Annotated in this window: 15 protein-coding genes; 1 reads left to right on the top strand and 14 read right to left on the bottom strand. The window is 39.2% G+C overall.

Annotated features, from left to right (window positions below; all coding sequences use genetic code 11):
- Window positions 1-83 precede the first annotated feature (83 nt).
- From ftsA to mraZ, 14 genes are all read right to left on the bottom strand, one after another.
- Window positions 84-1,376: a cell division protein FtsA gene (ftsA, locus tag O1Q79_RS01585; RefSeq protein WP_386692643.1), complete on the bottom strand. Its 1,293-nt coding sequence runs from the start codon at window positions 1,374-1,376 to the stop codon at window positions 84-86.
- A 17-nt stretch (window positions 1,377-1,393) separates the two neighbouring features.
- On the bottom strand, window positions 1,394-2,167 hold the full coding sequence (locus O1Q79_RS01580) for a cell division protein FtsQ/DivIB (protein ID WP_386692642.1): 774 nt from the start codon (window positions 2,165-2,167) through the stop codon (window positions 1,394-1,396).
- A complete protein-coding gene (locus O1Q79_RS01575; protein WP_386692641.1) occupies window positions 2,167-3,090 on the bottom strand; it encodes a D-alanine--D-alanine ligase in 924 nt (307 codons plus the stop codon). The genes O1Q79_RS01580 and O1Q79_RS01575 overlap by 1 nt, the downstream gene beginning before the upstream one ends.
- 27 nt (window positions 3,091-3,117) lie before the next feature.
- A complete protein-coding gene (gene murC / locus O1Q79_RS01570; protein WP_386692640.1) occupies window positions 3,118-4,560 on the bottom strand; it encodes a UDP-N-acetylmuramate--L-alanine ligase in 1,443 nt (480 codons plus the stop codon).
- A 24-nt stretch (window positions 4,561-4,584) separates the two neighbouring features.
- Entirely contained in the window at window positions 4,585-5,631 is a 1,047-nt protein-coding gene (gene murG / locus O1Q79_RS01565) for an undecaprenyldiphospho-muramoylpentapeptide beta-N-acetylglucosaminyltransferase (RefSeq protein ID WP_386693320.1), read from the bottom strand.
- A gap of 58 nt (window positions 5,632-5,689) precedes the next feature.
- Complete coding sequence (gene ftsW / locus O1Q79_RS01560; protein WP_153985516.1) at window positions 5,690-6,880, bottom strand: putative lipid II flippase FtsW; 1,191 nt, start codon at window positions 6,878-6,880, stop codon at window positions 5,690-5,692.
- Window positions 6,881-6,888: 8 nt separating this feature from the next.
- Entirely contained in the window at window positions 6,889-8,202 is a 1,314-nt protein-coding gene (gene murD, locus O1Q79_RS01555; RefSeq protein ID WP_386692639.1) for a UDP-N-acetylmuramoyl-L-alanine--D-glutamate ligase, read from the bottom strand.
- A gap of 18 nt (window positions 8,203-8,220) precedes the next feature.
- Window positions 8,221-9,303 carry a phospho-N-acetylmuramoyl-pentapeptide-transferase gene (mraY, locus tag O1Q79_RS01550; RefSeq protein WP_386689834.1) on the bottom strand — a complete coding sequence of 361 codons (1,083 nt, stop codon included), beginning with the start codon at window positions 9,301-9,303 and terminating at the stop codon, window positions 8,221-8,223.
- Window positions 9,304-9,309: 6 nt separating this feature from the next.
- On the bottom strand, window positions 9,310-10,716 hold the full coding sequence (gene murF / locus O1Q79_RS01545; RefSeq protein WP_386692638.1) for a UDP-N-acetylmuramoyl-tripeptide--D-alanyl-D-alanine ligase: 1,407 nt from the start codon (window positions 10,714-10,716) through the stop codon (window positions 9,310-9,312).
- Between the two features lie 423 nt (window positions 10,717-11,139).
- Window positions 11,140-12,615, bottom strand: coding sequence for a UDP-N-acetylmuramoyl-L-alanyl-D-glutamate--2,6-diaminopimelate ligase (murE, locus tag O1Q79_RS01540; RefSeq protein ID WP_386692637.1), 1,476 nt, complete (start codon window positions 12,613-12,615; stop codon window positions 11,140-11,142).
- Window positions 12,616-12,625: 10 nt separating this feature from the next.
- Entirely contained in the window at window positions 12,626-14,461 is a 1,836-nt protein-coding gene (locus tag O1Q79_RS01535) for a penicillin-binding transpeptidase domain-containing protein (protein ID WP_386692636.1), read from the bottom strand.
- The gene (gene ftsL, locus O1Q79_RS01530) at window positions 14,458-14,787 is read right to left on the bottom strand and encodes a cell division protein FtsL (protein WP_386692635.1); all 330 of its coding nucleotides are present in this window, start codon (window positions 14,785-14,787) and stop codon (window positions 14,458-14,460) included. The genes O1Q79_RS01535 and ftsL overlap by 4 nt, the downstream gene beginning before the upstream one ends.
- Window positions 14,788-14,789: 2 nt before the next feature.
- Window positions 14,790-15,752 (bottom strand): 16S rRNA (cytosine(1402)-N(4))-methyltransferase RsmH, encoded by a 963-nt coding sequence (gene rsmH / locus O1Q79_RS01525; protein ID WP_386692634.1) that lies wholly within the window; start codon window positions 15,750-15,752, stop codon window positions 14,790-14,792.
- A gap of 161 nt (window positions 15,753-15,913) precedes the next feature.
- Window positions 15,914-16,372 carry a division/cell wall cluster transcriptional repressor MraZ gene (mraZ, locus tag O1Q79_RS01520; RefSeq protein WP_386692633.1) on the bottom strand — a complete coding sequence of 153 codons (459 nt, stop codon included), beginning with the start codon at window positions 16,370-16,372 and terminating at the stop codon, window positions 15,914-15,916.
- A gap of 235 nt (window positions 16,373-16,607) precedes the next feature.
- Here mraZ and O1Q79_RS01515 point away from each other — a divergent pair.
- Window positions 16,608-17,944 (top strand): IS3 family transposase gene (locus O1Q79_RS01515; RefSeq protein ID WP_386692631.1). Its coding sequence is split into 2 segments (ribosomal slippage): window positions 16,608-17,079 and window positions 17,079-17,944, totalling 1,338 coding nucleotides; the frame shifts between segments, so codons are not numbered across the junction.

Here is a 17,944-nt window from a genome sequence, read left to right as displayed (position 1 = left end):
TATTCTCCGTGGGTGCTGCTAAAGAGCCTAGCACATAAACTATTCTAAAATTCTTCCTATTGTAGATGAAAAATGCAAAATTATCAAAACTCAGAGCCAACTTTCTTCAAAATTTCTTTCATTCCACCCCAAATTGAGCCTAAAAAACTGCCTTCGGATGTAAAACTCTCTATTAATCGAGTATTTTCTTCATCATTATGATGGCTATACTGTAATAAACCGAGTACAGTCGCATATTGTGGTTTATTCACATAATCCGTTAATCCTGTGATGTTCAATGGATGACCAACACGCACATGAAACCCAAAAATTTCCGTGGCACATTTTGCAATATCTTCCATATTCGCCCCACCACCGGTTAATACAACACCAGCAATTAAATCCGCTTTAACATCTTTTTTAATCAGCTCTTGACGTAAATTATCTAACTCATTTTTTACCACAAACAACAAATCAGCATAACATTTTGATGTCACATCTACAATTTGCGCTTTGCTAAAGGTACGTGCAGTCGTTCCACCAAGTCCTGCTACTTCGACCTTTTTCTTGGCAAAATGTTCAATTAAATCTTGGCTAGGATTAACCGCGCTTCCGTAATTAATTTTAATATTTTCGGCTTCATGACGAGATGTAGTTAAACTCTGAGCCACAAAATCAGTAATATCATTCCCCCCATAAGGGATCACCTTACTGTAACGTAATGCTCCATTGGTATATACCATAATATCCATGGAACCTGCCCCAAAATCCACCAAGCAAACGCCTAAATCTTTCTCATCTTCAGTTAACACCGAATAACTTGATGCCAAGCCAGAAAAGACGACTTTATCTACTTTTAAACCGCACTGTTCTACCGCTTTTTGTAGATTACTTAACCAAGCTTGATGACAACCGATTAAATGTGCCTGTGCTTTTAAACGCATGCCTTGTAAACCTAATGGATTCTTAATATTTTGTTGCTGATCGACGGCATATTCTTGTGGAATAACGTGCAATAAAGACAAACCTTCAGGTAATTTAACTGAACTTGCGGTATGCATAGCGGAATCAATTTCATCTTGCGTCACTTCGTTGTTGGCAATGGGTTCAAGACCACTATCATTTAGACTTTGAATATGTTTTCCGGTAATCGCAAGGGTGACGGATATAATTTGACAGTCCGCAACAGCTTCCGCACTTTCAATGGCTCGTTGAATAGATTTCACCACCGCAGATAAATCTGTAATGCTACCTTTATCAATGCCTTTAGATGGACAACTGCCATAACCCAGCACATTCACTACGCCATCAGGTAATATCTCGCCTACCACCGCCACCACTTTTGACGTGCCAACTTCTAACCCCACAATGGTTTTTGATTCTACAATTTTTGCCATATTCATCACTTCGCTGTTTATTTAATAATATCAGTGAAATTCACTGCCGCACCCACTTTATATCTTAGATCAACATAATTAATTTTTTTATTTTCTGGCACTTCAATTTGTGGATAAATTGTCACAAAACGATCAATCTTACTTTTCCACTCGCCACGTCCTAATTTTAAGGTAATGTCGTTATCTAACATAATCTCCCAAGAACCCCGTTCGTTTACTGCTAGGGTCTTTAGGTTTAAATTTTTTGCTTTTAAATCTTTATAGATTTTATACCATGCTTCTAGCACTTCCTTACTTTGATAATCTGAGCCAAATAACCGTGGCATATCGGTATTTTTTAGTTTATCAAAAGGCAGACTAAACACTGTACCATCACTGGTAACAAATTCATTCTCATTCCAATAAGCTACTGGTGTATATTCTATGACTAAAATACTCAACCGATCAGGCCAAATTTTACGAACTAATGCTCCTTTTATCCAAGGCATACTCTGGATTTGGTCTCGCACCGCATTCACATCTTGCCCGAAAAAACCTTTTAATTCACCGATTTGTAAAATTTGATCGCGCACATCTGAATAAGTGGTATATTGTGGCGAACCTAACAATGCAAAAGAACTAATCGGTTTATCGTCTAATTTTTCTAACCAGTTTTGCCAGTTGGTATAAGTATAATATAGCAAACCTAAGCACAATAGCAAAAGTAATGGTTTGATCTGAATTAAACTTTTCAGATCAAACTCTGGCATTTTGACTGTATTCTGCTTCGATTTACGTTTAATCACGGACATTAAACACTTAACTCCAAGATTTTTTCCACCAACTGCTCAAAAGAATAACCCACCGTTTTAGCTGATTTTGGAAATAGGCTGTGGCTCGTCATTCCTGGTGTGGTATTCACTTCTACTAAACGGAAATTTCCTTTGCTATCGGTCATCACATCAATTCGACTCCAACCACGACAACCGACCACGTCATAAGCACGTTTCACCAAGCTACGTAATTCTTGCCAACGTTCATCACTTAATGGCATCGGGCAAATATATTGTGTATTATCAGAAATATATTTCGCTTCATAATCATAAAATTCACCCTCGGAAACAATTTGTACCGCTGGCAACACTTCATCACCTAATACTGGCACAGTCAATTCATCACCAGACAACCATTCTTCAATTAATACCGTATCATCATGTTGTAGGGCTAACTCTACTGCGGCTTTTAAATCTTCCACCGCTTTGACTTTAGTCAACCCAACGCTGGAACCTTCACGTGAAGGTTTTACCATTAATGGCAAACCTAAGCGAGCCACCACTGCTTGCGGATCGAGTGAAAGTGCGGTGTTTTTAGTGACAATTTCCATATCAGCAATCGGTAAACCAAAGCCTTTCCATAACATTTTAGTTCGCATTTTATCCATGGTTAATGCAGATGTCATAACTCCACAACCCGTATATGGCAAGCCGATTTGTTCCAATACGCCTTGAATAACACCGTCTTCGCCCCCCCGTCCGTGCAAAATATTAAAGGCACGATCAAAGCCCTGTTCGCTTAATTCAGCTACGCTGATTTCTTTTGGGTCGAGTGGGTGAGCATCATAGCCTTGTGTGCGTAACGCTTGCAATACAGCAGCCCCTGAATTTAAGGAAACATCACGTTCTGCTGATGTACCACCTAATAATACAGCGATTTTTTGTTGTTTTAATGGTTTCATTGAATTATCTCTTTACTTTTATTCTGCTTATTTCGTCCACAATTCCACAAGATTGCGAGAAAGTTTACTCACATTGCCCGCCCCTTGTGCCAAAATTAAATCACCATCTTGTAGGATTTGATCCATAATTTCAGGTAACTGACTATGATCCGCCACAAAAATTGGGTCAACTTTGCCTAAATTACGAATAGAACGAGCTAACGAACGGCTATCCGCTCCAGCAATCGGTTGTTCTCCTGCAGCGTACACATCAAGTAAGACTAATACATCTACTTGCGATAATACCTGCACAAAATCATCAAATAAATCCCGTGTACGAGAATAACGGTGCGGTTGGAAAATCATCACAACCCGTTTATTTTGCCAGCCTGAACGAGCCGCTTGAATGGTAACGCCGACTTCAGTAGGATGATGACCATAATCATCTATCAACATCACTTTACCATTCGGGCGAATAAACTCACCCAATTGATCGAAACGACGACCAGCCCCTTGGAAATCGGCAAGTGCGGCTAAAATCGCATCATTGTTAATGCCTTCTTCTTTGGCTACCACTAAAGCTGCGGTGGCATTTAACGCATTGTGTTTACCTGGTACATTTAATAACACATTAATTCGTTCACCCGTTGGGGTAATCACATCATAATGTCCTTGAAAACCTGTTTGCTCGTAATTCTCAATACGATAATCGGCTTTTTCGCTAAAACCATAAGTCATCACTTGGCGTCCCACTTGAGGTACTAATTCCATCAGCACATCATCGTCCGCACACATCACGGCTAAACCATAAAACGGCAAATTGTGTAAGAAATTCACATACGTCCGTTTCATTTCTTCAAAATCACCATGATAGGTTTCCATGTGGTCTGGTTCAATATTTGTCACCACAGACACCATGGGTTGTAAATGTAAAAATGAGGCATCACTTTCATCTGCTTCGGCAATTAAATAACGACTTGCCCCTAAATAAGCATTAGTACCAGCAGATTTCACTAATCCCCCATTGACAAAGGTCGGATCTAAACCTGCTTGGGTATAAATCATTGAAATCATCGCCGTTGTCGTGGTTTTTCCGTGCGTTCCTGCAATCGCAATACCATGACGGAAACGCATAATTTCAGCTAACATTTGAGCGCGTTGAATCACTGGAATCCGTTTCTCATGGGCTGCCACCACTTCCACATTATCTGGCTTAATCGCACTGGAAACTACCACTACGCTGGCATCTTGCACATTTTCTGCTTGATGAGAAAAATAAATTTTTGCCCCTAAAGAAATTAAACGATTTGTCACCGCACTTTCTGCAATATCCGATCCCGTGACGGCATAGCCCTCATTTAATAGTACTTCCGCAATACCGCCCATTCCAGCACCGCCAATCCCTACGAAGTGAATTTGGCGAACTCGTCGCATACTTGGCACAGATTGTCTAATTTTTGCTTGTCTAATCGTTTCTTGTGATTGTGTCATTTTTATTATCTCACTTTCTTAATTTTAATTGGCATTTTGTATAATCACTTCTGCTACACGTTGAGCAGACAACGGCGTTGCCATGGATTTTGCATTAATTGCCATTTGCTGTAATTTATTTAAATCTAATTCATTGATTAACTTCACCAAAACATCAACATTCAAATCTGCTTGCTCAACGATATAAGCAGCGTTTGCATCTGCCAAATATTTAGCATTTAAATATTGTTGACGATCCTTATGTTGGAACGGCACAAAAATCGCTGGCGTTCCCACTGCGGCTAATTCACATACTGTCAATGCACCCGAACGACAAATCACTAAATCTGCCCAAGCGTAGGCTTCTGCCATATTATCAATAAATTCGCTAATTTTCACCTCACTTCGCACATTTTCTGGATAAAGTGCAGTAACATTTTCTACCGAACCTGCTCCAACTTGATGACGGACATCTAATTTATCAGCTAACCGAGCCACCACTTGCGGAATGGTTTGATTTAACACTCTCGCCCCTTGGCTTCCACCCACCACAAGGATTCTTAATTTACCATTATTATGGGCTAAACGTTGCGTAAAACGTTGTTCTGGACTTGCCATTTGAAACAAATCCGCACGTACTGGATTACCCACCACTTCGGCATCAGGAAAAGCGGTTGGAAAGGCTTGCAATACCGCTTTAGCGATTTTAGCTAACCATTTATTGGTGAGTCCAGCCACGGCATTTTGTTCATGTAAAATCACTGGCACACCACAAAGTTTAGCCGCAATACCACCCGGACCCGACACATAACCTCCCATACCTAACACCGCATGGGGTTGATATTGTTGGATAATTTTACGAGCTTGCAATATCGCTTTGGTGATCGCAAAAGGCGCTTTCAATAATGCTCCGATACCTTTACCACGCAAGCCAGAAATTTGAATAAATTTAATTGGAATACCATGTTTAGGGACAAGTTGGGCTTCCATACGGTCGGCGGTGCCTAACCAGCAAATTTCCCAACCTTGTTGCTGTAAATATTGTGCTACTGCAATGGCTGGAAAAACATGACCGCCAGTGCCACCCGCCATCACTAATAATCGTTTTTTTTCTTTATTCTGTTGCACCTAATTTATCCCCGAAAAATTTTTAATCATCTCGTAATCTCGCATGACCACCACGCATAAGCCTATTTTCATGATCAATCCGTAATAAAATGGCAATACTAATAGACATAATAATCACACTCGAACCACCATAACTGACTAATGGAAAGGTTAATCCTTTGGTCGGTAATAAGCCTAACGCCATACCTAAATTCACAAAACCTTGGAAGAAAATCCAAAAGCTAATGCCAAACGCAAAAAAGCCTTTAAAACGTTGTTCTAATAATAAAGACTCTTTACCAATTTTCATGGCTCGGAAAACCAAAGCCGCTAATAGGAAAACCATTAACAATATGCCTAAAAAGCCAAATTCTTCGCCCATTACCGCCATCACAAAGTCAGTATGTGCTTCGGGTAAATATTCTAATTTTTGAATAGAATTGCCTAAGCCCTCACCAAAAAATTCACCTCGTCCAAATGCCATTAATGAGTTAGACAACTGAAACCCTGTACCGTAAGGGTCTTGGAAAGGATCCATAAACCCCGTTAAACGCTTTAAACGATAGGCGGAAGTTAATACTAACCACACAAATAATACGACACCTAAGCCCATTAATAACACAAATTGTAAAAAATGTGCCCCGACAATAAACAACAAGCCAAAGGTAATCACGAATAATACCACTGTACTACCTAAATCTGGTTGTAATAATAAAAACGCCCCCATTACCCCCACTACAAGGAAAGGTTTCACCGCACTGAGTTTACGGCTACGCACTTCATCGTAACGGCGAGTAAAATAGCTGGCTAAAAAACAAATTAAAGCTAACTTAGCAAATTCCGCAGGCTGGAAACTAAATAAAGGAAAAGGCAGCCAACGTCTAGCTCCATTGACTGATTTACCAATACCAGGAATCGCCACCGCCACCAATAAAATAATGGAAATAAAGAAAACCCACATATAGTATTTTTCCCATTTATCCATCGGAACTTTTAAGAAAAAATAACAGACAATAAAAGACAATACCACATTCATGGCATCACGTTTAGCATAATAAAAAGGATCTAATTCATTACGAGTACCCACTGGAATAGATGCTGATGTAACCATAATAAAACCAATAAACAGCAAGATCACAAATAACCACAACAGTGTGCGGTCATACAGTACATTACTTGGCGTAATGGTTGTCCAGCGTTGATAACTCTCTTTTAAATTACTCCAAAACCCCATGACATATCCTATTCAACTGACTGTGCTAGACGGGTAAATTGTTCACCCCGTTGTTCAAAGGAACTAAATTGATCTAGGCTCGCACAAGCGGGTGATAATAACACCATATCACCTGATTTTAACAATGGACGCAAGGCTTGAATAGCTTGTTCCATGGTATCAAATAATTGGCTTTGAGCCGATAATTTGGCTAATTCGGCACCGTCTTGACCAAAGCAATAACATAAAATTTCAGGCTTATTAATCAGCTTTTCTAACTCGCTAAAATCCGCCCCTTTGCCGTCACCACCTAATAATAAATGCAATTTACCATTTAAATGTAATCCCGTTAACGCCGCCACCGTACTACCGACATTGGTCGCTTTGCTATCATTAATCCAACGCACACCATTGGCAAAATGGGCTAATTGGAAACGGTGATCGAGTCCAGTGAAAGTACGAAGTGCGGTGCAAATTCCCTTATTTTTTACGCCTACCGCCCGAGCCAAAGCAATCGATGCCAAGGCATTCATATAATTATGACGACCGCTGATTTTCACGTCATCACAAGGCAAAATCACTTCATCACTCGCCATTAAATATTGTTTACCGTTTTCGGTTTTTAACCAATAATCCGCATTATGTTCCGCAAAACTGACTTGCTGTTTCGCACTTTGCTTACCGTCTTCTTTAGACAACAAATCTTCACCATTTATCACCGCAGTTTCGGCATTCACATAAATCTTCAATTTTGCTTGGCGATAATCTTCTAAATCCACATAACGGTTCATGTGATCTTCGGTGACATTTAACACAGTCGCCGCAGCAGCTTTTAGGCTGTAAGTAGTTTCTAACTGGAAGCTGGAAAGTTCCAATACATAAAGATCATAATCATTCTCTAACAGCGATAATGCAGGAATTCCAATATTGCCCCCCATGCCAACTCGCAAACCATCTGCTTTTGCCATTTCTGCTACCAGCGTAGTCACTGTGCTTTTACCATTCGAACCTGTAATGGCAATAATCGGTTTATTGGCTTCACGGCAGAATAATTCAATATCCCCTACCACTTCAACACCAGCAGAAAGTGCGGTCTGAATTTCAGGGGTTTTTACTGCTAATCCTGGGCTAATCACAATTAAATCACTGTCTAATAACCATTGTTGATTTAATCCGCCTGTATGTAACGGAATATCCGCCCCTAATTGTTCAGCACCTGTAGGGTTATCACGAGTATCGATCACACTTACTTGAGCTTGTTTTCTGACTAAAAAATCTACGCAGGATAGACCCGTTTTGCCTAAGCCAATCACGGTGACGTTTTTGTTTTTATAATCTGTCATAGCATAATCCTTTTTTATCTAACGTAGTTTCAAGGTCACCAAGCCCATCAACACCAACATTAACGAAATAATCCAAAAGCGGATAATCACACGGGGTTCGGGCCAACCTTTGAGTTCATAATGGTGATGAATCGGTGCCATACGGAAAATCCGTTTTTTGCGTAATTTATAGGAACCCACTTGTAAAATTACCGAAATGGTTTCCATCACAAATACACCACCCATAATCACTAATAAAAATTCTTGACGCACTAACACCGCAATCACGCCTAATGCACCGCCTAACGCTAATGAACCCACATCACCCATAAATACCTGTGCAGGATAAGTGTTGAACCATAAAAAACCTAATCCCGCACCGACAATAGCAGTACAGAAAATAACTAATTCTGACGTGTATTTCAAATAAGGAATATATAAATACTTAGAAACCTCAATATTCCCTGTCGCCCATGCAATTAACGCAAATGCTCCCGCCACAAACACAGTTGGCATAATCGCTAAACCGTCTAAACCATCGGTTAAATTTACCGCATTACTGGTGCCTACAATCACGAAATAAGCCCAAATAATATAGAATAAACCTAATTGTGGCATCACATTTTTAAAGAATGGTACTACTAAACGAGTGGCATCAGTATCTTTGCCGATTAAATACATTCCCACTACCGCAATTAAGGCAATGGCAGATAACCAGAAATACTTCCAACGAGCAATTAAACCATCGGTATTTTTATATTTAATTTTGCGGTAATCATCGACAAAGCCAACTGCACCATAACCGAGTAATACAAATAAACTGAACCAAATATACGGATTAGATAAATCGCCCCACAACAAGGTACTCACGGTAATCGTGAATAAAATCATAATACCGCCCATGGTTGGCGTGCCACGTTTTTGGAAATGGCTTTCAGGTCCGTCATTACGGACTTCTTGCCCAAATTTGAAGATTTGTAAACGGCGGATCATTTTCGGTCCAATCCATAAAGACAACAACAATGCCGTTAATAAGGCAAAAACCGAACGGACGGTAAGATAAGAAATAACGTGAAAATCGCTAAAATATTGCTGTAAATAAGATGCAAGCCAAACTAACATGAAATATTACCCTTCGAAATTTTCTTTTAAAATATCGATCACGTCTTCCATTTTTTGACTGCGTGATCCTTTTGCTAATAACACAACAGGTTGATTATTCGCTAATTTTTGTTTAATTATCGGTGTTAAATAATTTGCCATAACTGCTTTATCAGTAAAATGTTGCCCTGCGGATTGATGTGAAATCACCGCACTATGCAAACCAAAGCTAACCACACATTCTAATTGTGCTTGTGCCGTATAATCGGCAATTTGTTGATGACAAGACTGCGTATTTTCGCCTAATTCTGCCATATCTCCAACAACAAAAATGCGAAATGCGGCATATTTTTTCAAAACATCAATCGCAGACTTTAATGATCCCACATTGGCATTATAAGTATCATCTAACAATAAAAGGTTTTCACAAGGCTGAATCGGAAATAAACGTCCTTTGACCAAAGATTGTTGCTCAAGTCCTAATTTTACCTCTTGTAATGTGGCTCCGACATTCACCGCCAAGGCTGTCGCTGCTAACGCATTGGCTACATTATGTTCGCCTAAATAGGGTAAATTAATCTCAATTTCGCCCTGAGGACTGTGTAAAATAAAGATTGAACCCGTTTCTGTTGCTTTGACATTGCTAGCATAAAAATCCGCTTGCTTATTATAAGCGGAAAAAGATTGTAATTTATGTGTCCCAATTTCTTTTTTCCACATATCTAAATAATGACAATCTAAATTCACAATAGCGACACCCTTTTCACTCAAACCACGAAAAATCTCGCCTTTTGCTTGAGCCACCCCCTCAATAGAACCAAATCCCTCTAAATGAGCTGGTGCGATATTATTGATCAATGCTACATTTGGTTTCACCAAATGCGTTGTATAATCAATTTCGCCTTGATGATTAGCTCCAAGTTCAATCACCGCAAATTGATGTTTTTCGGTTAAACGTAATAAAGTTAAAGGCACGCCAATATCATTATTAAAATTGCCATGGGTAAATAAAACTTGATTTTTTTCCACCGCACTTTCCGTTGCCATTCGGCTAGCAGTTTGAGCTAAAATAGAAGCCGTCATCTCTTTCACTGTGGTTTTGCCCGAAGATCCTGTCATTGCCACGGTTAATGGATTTAATTTGGCTTTAAGCCACTGTGCTAATTGCCCTAAGGCTAAACGAGTATCAGGGACTATAATTTGTGGTACGTTGACAGTACATTCATGATCAACAATAACGGCGACATTGCCCTGTGCCATGGCTTGTTCAAGATAATGATGAGCATCAAAACGTTCACCTTTTAGGGCAAAGAATAAGCCGTTTTGCGTTTGTTGGCGGGTATCGGTGCTGATGTTTTCAATTTGCGTTTCAGCATTTCCGATGAGTTTGCCGTTTAAGATTTCAGCAATTTTTTTTGTTGTTAGTTTTATCATTTTGGTTTTTAATTTCAAATTGTGATTTTTGAGTTCGGGTTTCGCCACGTTCTTTACTTTTCTTTGCTTGTGCAAAGAAAAGTAACAAAAGAAACACCCCCCAACTTTGCCTTGTTTCCTGAAAATGCTTTAATTTGCTTAACAGAAAATGGCTAAACTCGCTACGCTCAGACAGACGCCATTTTCCTACAAATTAAAGCATTTTCAGGTGGCAAACATGGGTCCCCGTCTGAACCGCCTTTGCGACTTGAAATTTTTAGGCAAAATCGCCTTGTCTGAGCGTAGCGAGTTGCGATTTTGCCGTGAAAAAATTTTAACTAAGCAAAGATAAGCGGTGAAGTCGGGGTGTGCTTTTCTTTGCCTACTTTCTTTTGCACAAGCAAAAGAAAGTATGGTCGCCCATCGGGCGAAACCCGATTTAAATTAATCAATATATTTCCTTACCACTTCCTGATCCGAAAAATGATGTTTTACTTTCCCAATAATCTGATAATCTTCATGCCCCTTACCCGCAATCAAAATCACATCATTTTCCACCGCACTTTGTATAGCAGTTTTAATCGCTTGCTCACGGTCATGGATAATTTGCACGGCATTGGCATGTTCAAATCCTGCCACAATATCTGCCATAATTTTTGTTGGCTCTTCCGTGCGTGGATTATCATCAGTGGCAATCACTACATCTGCAAACTGTTCAGCGACTTTTGCCATCAGTGGACGTTTACCATTATCTCTGTCGCCACCACAACCAAAAATACACCAAAGTTTACCGTTACAATGAATACGTGCCGCTTGTAGTGCTTTTTCTAAAGCATCTGGGGTATGAGCATAGTCCACAATCGCTGTTGGTTTATGTGGCGTATACAACATTTCCATGCGACCACACACTCCCGTTAATTGTGAAACGGTTTTAACCAAATCCGTAAGGCAGTAACCTAAGGATAATAAAGTAGCTAATACCAGCAATAAATTGCTCACATTAAATGCCCCAATTAAATGGCTTTCTAATTTGCCATTGCCCCAACTAGAACAAAATTCAATGCTCGCCCCTTTGTTATTAAAAGAAACTGCGGTGCATTTTAACCAATTTTTTTGCATTGGTTGGAAATCAGCTTGGCAGCTAACTGCCACTGCGTTTGGCAATTCTTTTAACCAAGCTGCACCGATCTGATCATCGGCATTAATTACTTGTTGTTGAGTGACTAATTCAGTAAACAAGCGTTTTTTGGCATGGGCATATTCTTGCATGCTACCATGATAATCCAAATGATCACGGCTTAAATTGGTGAAAATTGCTACCGCAAAATGCAAGGCTTCAATTCGTTTTTGCACTAATCCATGGGAAGATACTTCAATCGCGGCGAAATCCGCCCCTTGAGCCACAAAATTGGCTAAAGATGATTGTACTTCAAGAGCTGAACCTGTGGTATTTTCGGCTGGTTTCACCTGACCTAATAACCCATTACCAATGGTTCCCATCACTGCTGGTTTATGCCCTAGAATTTGTGTCCATTGAGCCAATAATTGAGCAATGGTAGTTTTACCATTGGTGCCAGTAACCCCGACTAAGGTTAATTTTTGCGATGGACTATCGTAGAAAATATCAGCAATTTCAGAAAGATGAGCGGATAAATCAAAATACGCAATAACAGGTATATTGTTTTCCAAGTGAACGGTTAAATGTTCGTTTGGTTGGTCGGCATCTGCTAATATGGCAACAGCTCCGTTTTCAATGGCTTGTGGAATAAAACGGCGACCATCAACAGTATGCCCTTTTATCGCAACGAAAAGACAGCCGTTCTTTACAGAACGACTGTCTAGGGTCATATCTTCTACTAGAATGTCTAAATTTTCACCAGATAATGAACAATTACCCAAAAGTGCGGTCAACTTTTTCATTTTTTCTCACTTAATTTGTTTGTTTTCCATCTGGTTTATTCGTCAAGCGTACCACACGTTTGATATTTCTTAGATTTGCCACACTTTCTTCGGAATCTGGCGTAACATTATAAGTACGTAACGCATAACCCATAATGCTTGAGAATACTGGGGCAGAGATAGCACCACCATAATATTGTCCAGCTTTAGGATCATCAATTAAAATAACTAAAGCAAAACGTGGATCTGTCACTGGGGCAAGTCCAGCAGTATATGCCATATATTTATCTACATAATGCCCTTTTTCTAATTTTTTTGCTGTCCCTGTTTTAATCGCTACTCGATAACCTTCAACCATGGCACGTTTATTCTTGATGGCTACTTTTTCCATCATCTGAACCACATCTTTGGTTATTTTCTCAGGAAATACTCGATTACCAATCACTGGCGGATCCACTTTGGTAATCGACAATGGACGATAAATACCAAAACTACCTAGCGTAATATAAGCTCGAGCAATTTGTAATGGTGTGGCATTGATACCATAACCAAACGCCACGTTAGCACGTTCAATCTCAGACCAACGTTGACGATTCGCGCCTAGCATACCAGACTGTTCACCACCTAAACCTAAATTGGTTAATTTACCTAATCCAGCATTTTGATAAGTTTCCATTAAAGCTGACGGTGGCATACGCAATGCTAAACGGCTCACACCACGGTTAGAGGAATTTTCCAAAATTTCATCTAAAGTTTGTTGATTACGTGGAGCTACGTCTTTGACCTCTTTACCATTTAATACTAAAGGTCCAGTATTAATAATTTCATTACGTTTCACGGCTCCCCGTTGCAATGCGGTTAACACCACAAAAGGTTTTACTGTTGAACCCGGTTCAAAAGTATCGGTTACGGCACGGTTACGCATTAACTCATTAGAAATACCAGCACGTTTATTTGGATTATAAGATGGTGCATTGGCCATAGCTAAAACTTCGCCAGTACGTACATCAACTAATACGGCAGTCCCCGAATTCGCCTGATTTTCTTCCACCGCTTTAGCAATTTCACGATATACCATGGATTGTAATTTTTCATCAATACTCAATACCACATCATGCGCTGCATATTTTTTCACATCGGCAATTTCTTCCACAATATTGCCTTTTTTATCTTTACGATAAGATCGCAAGCCGGCTTTACCGATTAAATCGTTATTTAAACTTTTCTCAATGCCTTCAATGCCGTTATTATCAATATCAGTAAATCCAATTAAATGCGCCGTTTCTTCCGCTCTTGGATAAAAACGGCGGAAATCATTTTCAAACACAATGCCCGGGATTTTTAATTGATGCACATAATCCGCAACATTTTTTGTCACTTGGCGACCTAAAATAATATCCCGAGATTTAGGTTTATTCTTAATTTTTGCCACTAAATCCTGATATTTCATATTAAGTGACGAAGCTAAAGCTTTCCAACGTTCTTGATCAGCTAAATAATTACCGTCTAAAATAAATTTCGGATCCGCTTTGATGTTATACATCGGCACACTAACCGATAACATTTGCCCATTACGATCTAAAATAGAACCTCGAGCAGATAACACTTTTTGTTCACGTAATGAACGTTTATCCGCCTCATCATTAAAGGTTTCCACATTAATTGCTTGCACAAATGCGGCACGTGCCACTAAAGCAAACAATCCAAAACAAACAAAACCCATTGCCCAACGATAACGCCCTTTTAAGAAACTATTTTCATAGAGTTTCACGGGTTTATTTGGCTTAACATTGGCTGAATTAACGGATTTTTTCACCACACTTTTCGATTTCGCTTGATGGCGTGTTGAATTAAATTTCACTTTCATTCTAAAATCACCACTTCTTGTTCTGGTTTAACACGATTCATCCCTAAGCTATTAATTGCAATGGATTCAATGCGACTATTATTACTTAAGGTGGTTTCTTCTAATCTTAAATTGACATATTCATTCTCAAGATCTTCTTTTTGTACCGTTAACGCACTTTTCTGAGAAATTAAGGCTCGAGTTTGGTAAGTAATCCACACCGTACCAACGGCCGTAATCACGATGGCAAACAATAAACAAAAAGCGAGTTTATTCGCAGCAAAAATATCCTGAATTAAAATGTGTTGTAATGGATAGCGTTGGCTATTTAATAGTGGCTCGTTCATTATTAAAGTTTCTCCGCTATACGTAATACTGCACTACGTGAACGTGGGTTCAACGCAATTTCTTGTTCACTGGCTTGAATCGCCTTACCGATAGTTTTTAAAGTTTGATTACGCTGAATCTGATCTTCACGCAACGGCAAGCCTTTTGGAATATTTTCCCCTTTGCTTTGCTTGCGTATAAAGTGTTTTACCATTCTGTCTTCTAAAGAATGGAAACTAATTATAGACAAACGCCCTTGCGGAGCTAACAGTTCAACCGCTGAATTTAATACGCTTTCTAATTCATCTAATTCCGCATTGATAAAAATCCGAATCGCTTGAAAACTACGTGTCGCTGGATGTTTATGTTTATCTTTAAATGGCACAGCACTCGCAATAAGTTCCGCTAATTGCAAAGTGCGGCGTAAAATCGATTGATTATTTTGTATCGCATTTTTGTTATAATTCACAATAGCACCGGCAATACGCTTGGCAAAACGTTCTTCACCAAAGGTTTTTAATACCCAAGCTAAATCGCTTTCACTGACGTTAGCCAACCACTCTGTAGCTGATTGTCCTTTGCTGGTATCCATTCGCATATCCAACGGACCGTCTTTCATAAAGCTAAAGCCACGTTCAGCATCATCTAGTTGCGGGGAGGACACACCAAGATCGAGTAAAATACCGTCAATTTTACCGACTAAACCTAATTTTTCACAAATTTCAGGCATCGCAGAAAAGCTGTTATGTTCAATCTGAAAACGAGCATCTTGAATTTTACTCGCCTCGGTAATAGCTTGTGGATCACGATCAATCGCAATTAAGCGACCATTACCTGCCAGTTGAGAAAGGATTAAACGAGAATGACCACCACGACCAAATGTACCGTCGATATAAATACCTTTTTCTTTTAATACCAAACCGTCCACTGCTTCATGAAGTAAAACAGTGGTATGAGCTGGACATAAGGTATTTGGTGCGTTCATAAAATTATCCCAAAAACTACGATTAACTATAAAAAAAGAAAGGAATTTGCTTAGTACTTTTCTCTTTAGGTTTTGCAGAGCTAGGAAACCAAAGTTGGCATCCCAGCTCGCTCACCTTTTTATTATCTCGCTTTTATACGAGTTTGCTAGTGCTACTATTTTTATAAAGAGAGCATTTTTAATGCTTCGGACAAGGCAAATTGCCCGCTTGAACCTAATGCCATGTCTTGTTCAATTTGTGCGTTCCATTCGGTTTCAGACCAAATCTCAAATTTATTGAGCTGCCCTACCAACATAATATTTTTTTCCAATTTCGCATGTTGACGTAATGGCGCACTAACTAAAATTCTTCCTGCACTGTCCAATTCACATTCCGTGGCATACCCTAACATGACACGTTGCAAACTACGTTGAGCCGGATCAAAATTTGACAGAGCCAATAATTTCTGTTCAATGATCTCCCATTCGCTCAAAGGATATAACAATAAACAAGGCTGACGAATATCCACCGTACAGACTAATTGTCCTTGGTTTTGCTCAATAATTTCTGGACGATAGCGAGCTGGGATCGCAAGGCGTCCCTTTGTATCTAAATTAACCGCTGATGCACCACGAAACATATATTGCCTTTACATAAGCCTTATTTCATTAATAACGCAATATCAAGCGAAGTTATTCGACACAAAACTCCACTTTTCCCCACATTTTCTTCAATTCTATACTTAGATAGATTAATTGACAAGCGCTTTATACAGTAAAATGAATTTTTCTTAAAAAAACCGCACTTTCATTTTTCAATGAATGATCTGCCCCCCAAAAGTTGGACACCAACCACTGATTAAAGGGCAGATTTTTATGACTAAATATCACGCACAATTCAAATTTGAAGTGATTCAGTTCCATCTGAATACTTCTCATTCTTTAACCAAAACAAGTCAGCATTTCCAAATTCCAGTGTCAATCATAAAAGATTGGCTCGCTAAATATACGCATTCAGGCACGTCTGCATTGCATAATCAGTCCACTTGGAAACAATATACTGCAGATGAAAAATTCCATATCATCACGCCTGTATTATCGGGTGAAATGAGCATCCGAGAAGCAGCTTTAAAGGCGAATCTTCCCACTCACAGTGTAGTGGTAAATTGGTTGAAACGTTTTAAAGAACAAGGTATAACAGGACTTGAACCCAAACCTAAAGGACGAAAAGCGATGAAAACATTGATTAAGCCTAAAAAAATGAAAGCGCCACAAACAGAGCTTGAAAAATTACAAGCGGAAAACTATCACTTAAAATTGGAGAATATCTATCTAAAAAAGCTGGCGGAGCTAGAACAAAAAGAGAAAAAGCGAAAATCATCAATGAGTTAAGAGAGTTGGGGGCATTAGATATTTTGCTGGATATTGCCCAACTGGCTCGGAGTACTTTCTACGATAATCTGAACAAGCCAGATAATCCCGATAAGGCTTTAAAAGCAAAAATTAAACGTATTTTTATCAAAAATGAAGGACGTTATGGTTATCGCCGAATCACATTAGCCTTGCGTAAAAAAAGAATTGTCGTCAATCATAAAAAAGTCGCAAAATTGATGAAAGAACTGGGTTTAAAAGGGGAAAGAAAGCCAAAACGTAAATATCAAAGTTATCAAGGAAATATTGGGAAAATCGCCCCAAATCTACTTGAACGCAACTTTACGGCAAGCAAACCCAATGAAAAATGGGGAACGGATATTAGCGAGTTTAAATGCCGTAATGAAAAGCTCTATCTCTCGCCGATTAAGGACTTCTACAATGGTGAAATCATCGCTTATGACCTGAGCCGTAGCCCTAATTGGGCACAAATAGACAGAATGCTAGAGCAAGCCGTTAAAAAACTCAAACCTGAAGATAAGCCTATCTTACATTCAGACCAAGGTTGGCAATATCAACATCTTAGCTATCGTAAACGATTAGAAAAGCATAATATTTTGCAAAGTATGAGCCGAAAAGGTAACTGTATTGATAATGCGGCAACGGAAAGTTTTTTTGGACGATTAAAAGAAGAATGTTATTATGGCAAGCAGTTTGAAAGTATTGAGCAACTGGAGCAAACTATCCACGATTATATTGCTTACTACAATAACGAACGCATCCAAACTAAATTAAAAGGACTAAGCCCTGTGCAATACAGAACTCAGTCCTTAAATACTTAA

It is taken from the genome of Lonepinella sp. MS14434, from assembly GCF_042468235.1.
Lineage (GTDB): Bacteria > Pseudomonadota > Gammaproteobacteria > Enterobacterales > Pasteurellaceae > Lonepinella.
The sequence above is the reverse complement of the archived record's forward strand: the minus strand, read 5'-3'. Positions and strand labels throughout refer to the sequence as shown.

Bases quoted from the DNA above. Each gene is read 5' to 3' on its own strand.
- ftsA (WP_386692643.1), bottom strand. From the start codon at position 1,376: ATGGCAAAAATTGTAGAATCAAAAACCATTGTGGGGTTAGAAGTTGGC.
- O1Q79_RS01580 (WP_386692642.1), bottom strand. From the start codon at position 2,167: ATGTCCGTGATTAAACGTAAATCGAAGCAGAATACAGTCAAAATGCCA.
- O1Q79_RS01575 (WP_386692641.1), bottom strand. From the start codon at position 3,090: ATGAAACCATTAAAACAACAAAAAATCGCTGTATTATTAGGTGGTACA.
- murC (WP_386692640.1), bottom strand. From the start codon at position 4,560: ATGACACAATCACAAGAAACGATTAGACAAGCAAAAATTAGACAATCT.
- murG (WP_386693320.1), bottom strand. From the start codon at position 5,631: ATGGCGGGTGGCACTGGCGGTCATGTTTTTCCAGCCATTGCAGTAGCA.
- ftsW (WP_153985516.1), bottom strand. From the start codon at position 6,880: ATGGGGTTTTGGAGTAATTTAAAAGAGAGTTATCAACGCTGGACAACC.
- murD (WP_386692639.1), bottom strand. From the start codon at position 8,202: ATGACAGATTATAAAAACAAAAACGTCACCGTGATTGGCTTAGGCAAA.
- mraY (WP_386689834.1), bottom strand. From the start codon at position 9,303: ATGTTAGTTTGGCTTGCATCTTATTTACAGCAATATTTTAGCGATTTT.
- murF (WP_386692638.1), bottom strand. From the start codon at position 10,716: ATGATAAAACTAACAACAAAAAAAATTGCTGAAATCTTAAACGGCAAA.
- murE (WP_386692637.1), bottom strand. From the start codon at position 12,615: ATGAAAAAGTTGACCGCACTTTTGGGTAATTGTTCATTATCTGGTGAA.
- O1Q79_RS01535 (WP_386692636.1), bottom strand. From the start codon at position 14,461: ATGAAAGTGAAATTTAATTCAACACGCCATCAAGCGAAATCGAAAAGT.
- ftsL (WP_386692635.1), bottom strand. From the start codon at position 14,787: ATGAACGAGCCACTATTAAATAGCCAACGCTATCCATTACAACACATT.
- rsmH (WP_386692634.1), bottom strand. From the start codon at position 15,752: ATGAACGCACCAAATACCTTATGTCCAGCTCATACCACTGTTTTACTT.
- mraZ (WP_386692633.1), bottom strand. From the start codon at position 16,372: ATGTTTCGTGGTGCATCAGCGGTTAATTTAGATACAAAGGGACGCCTT.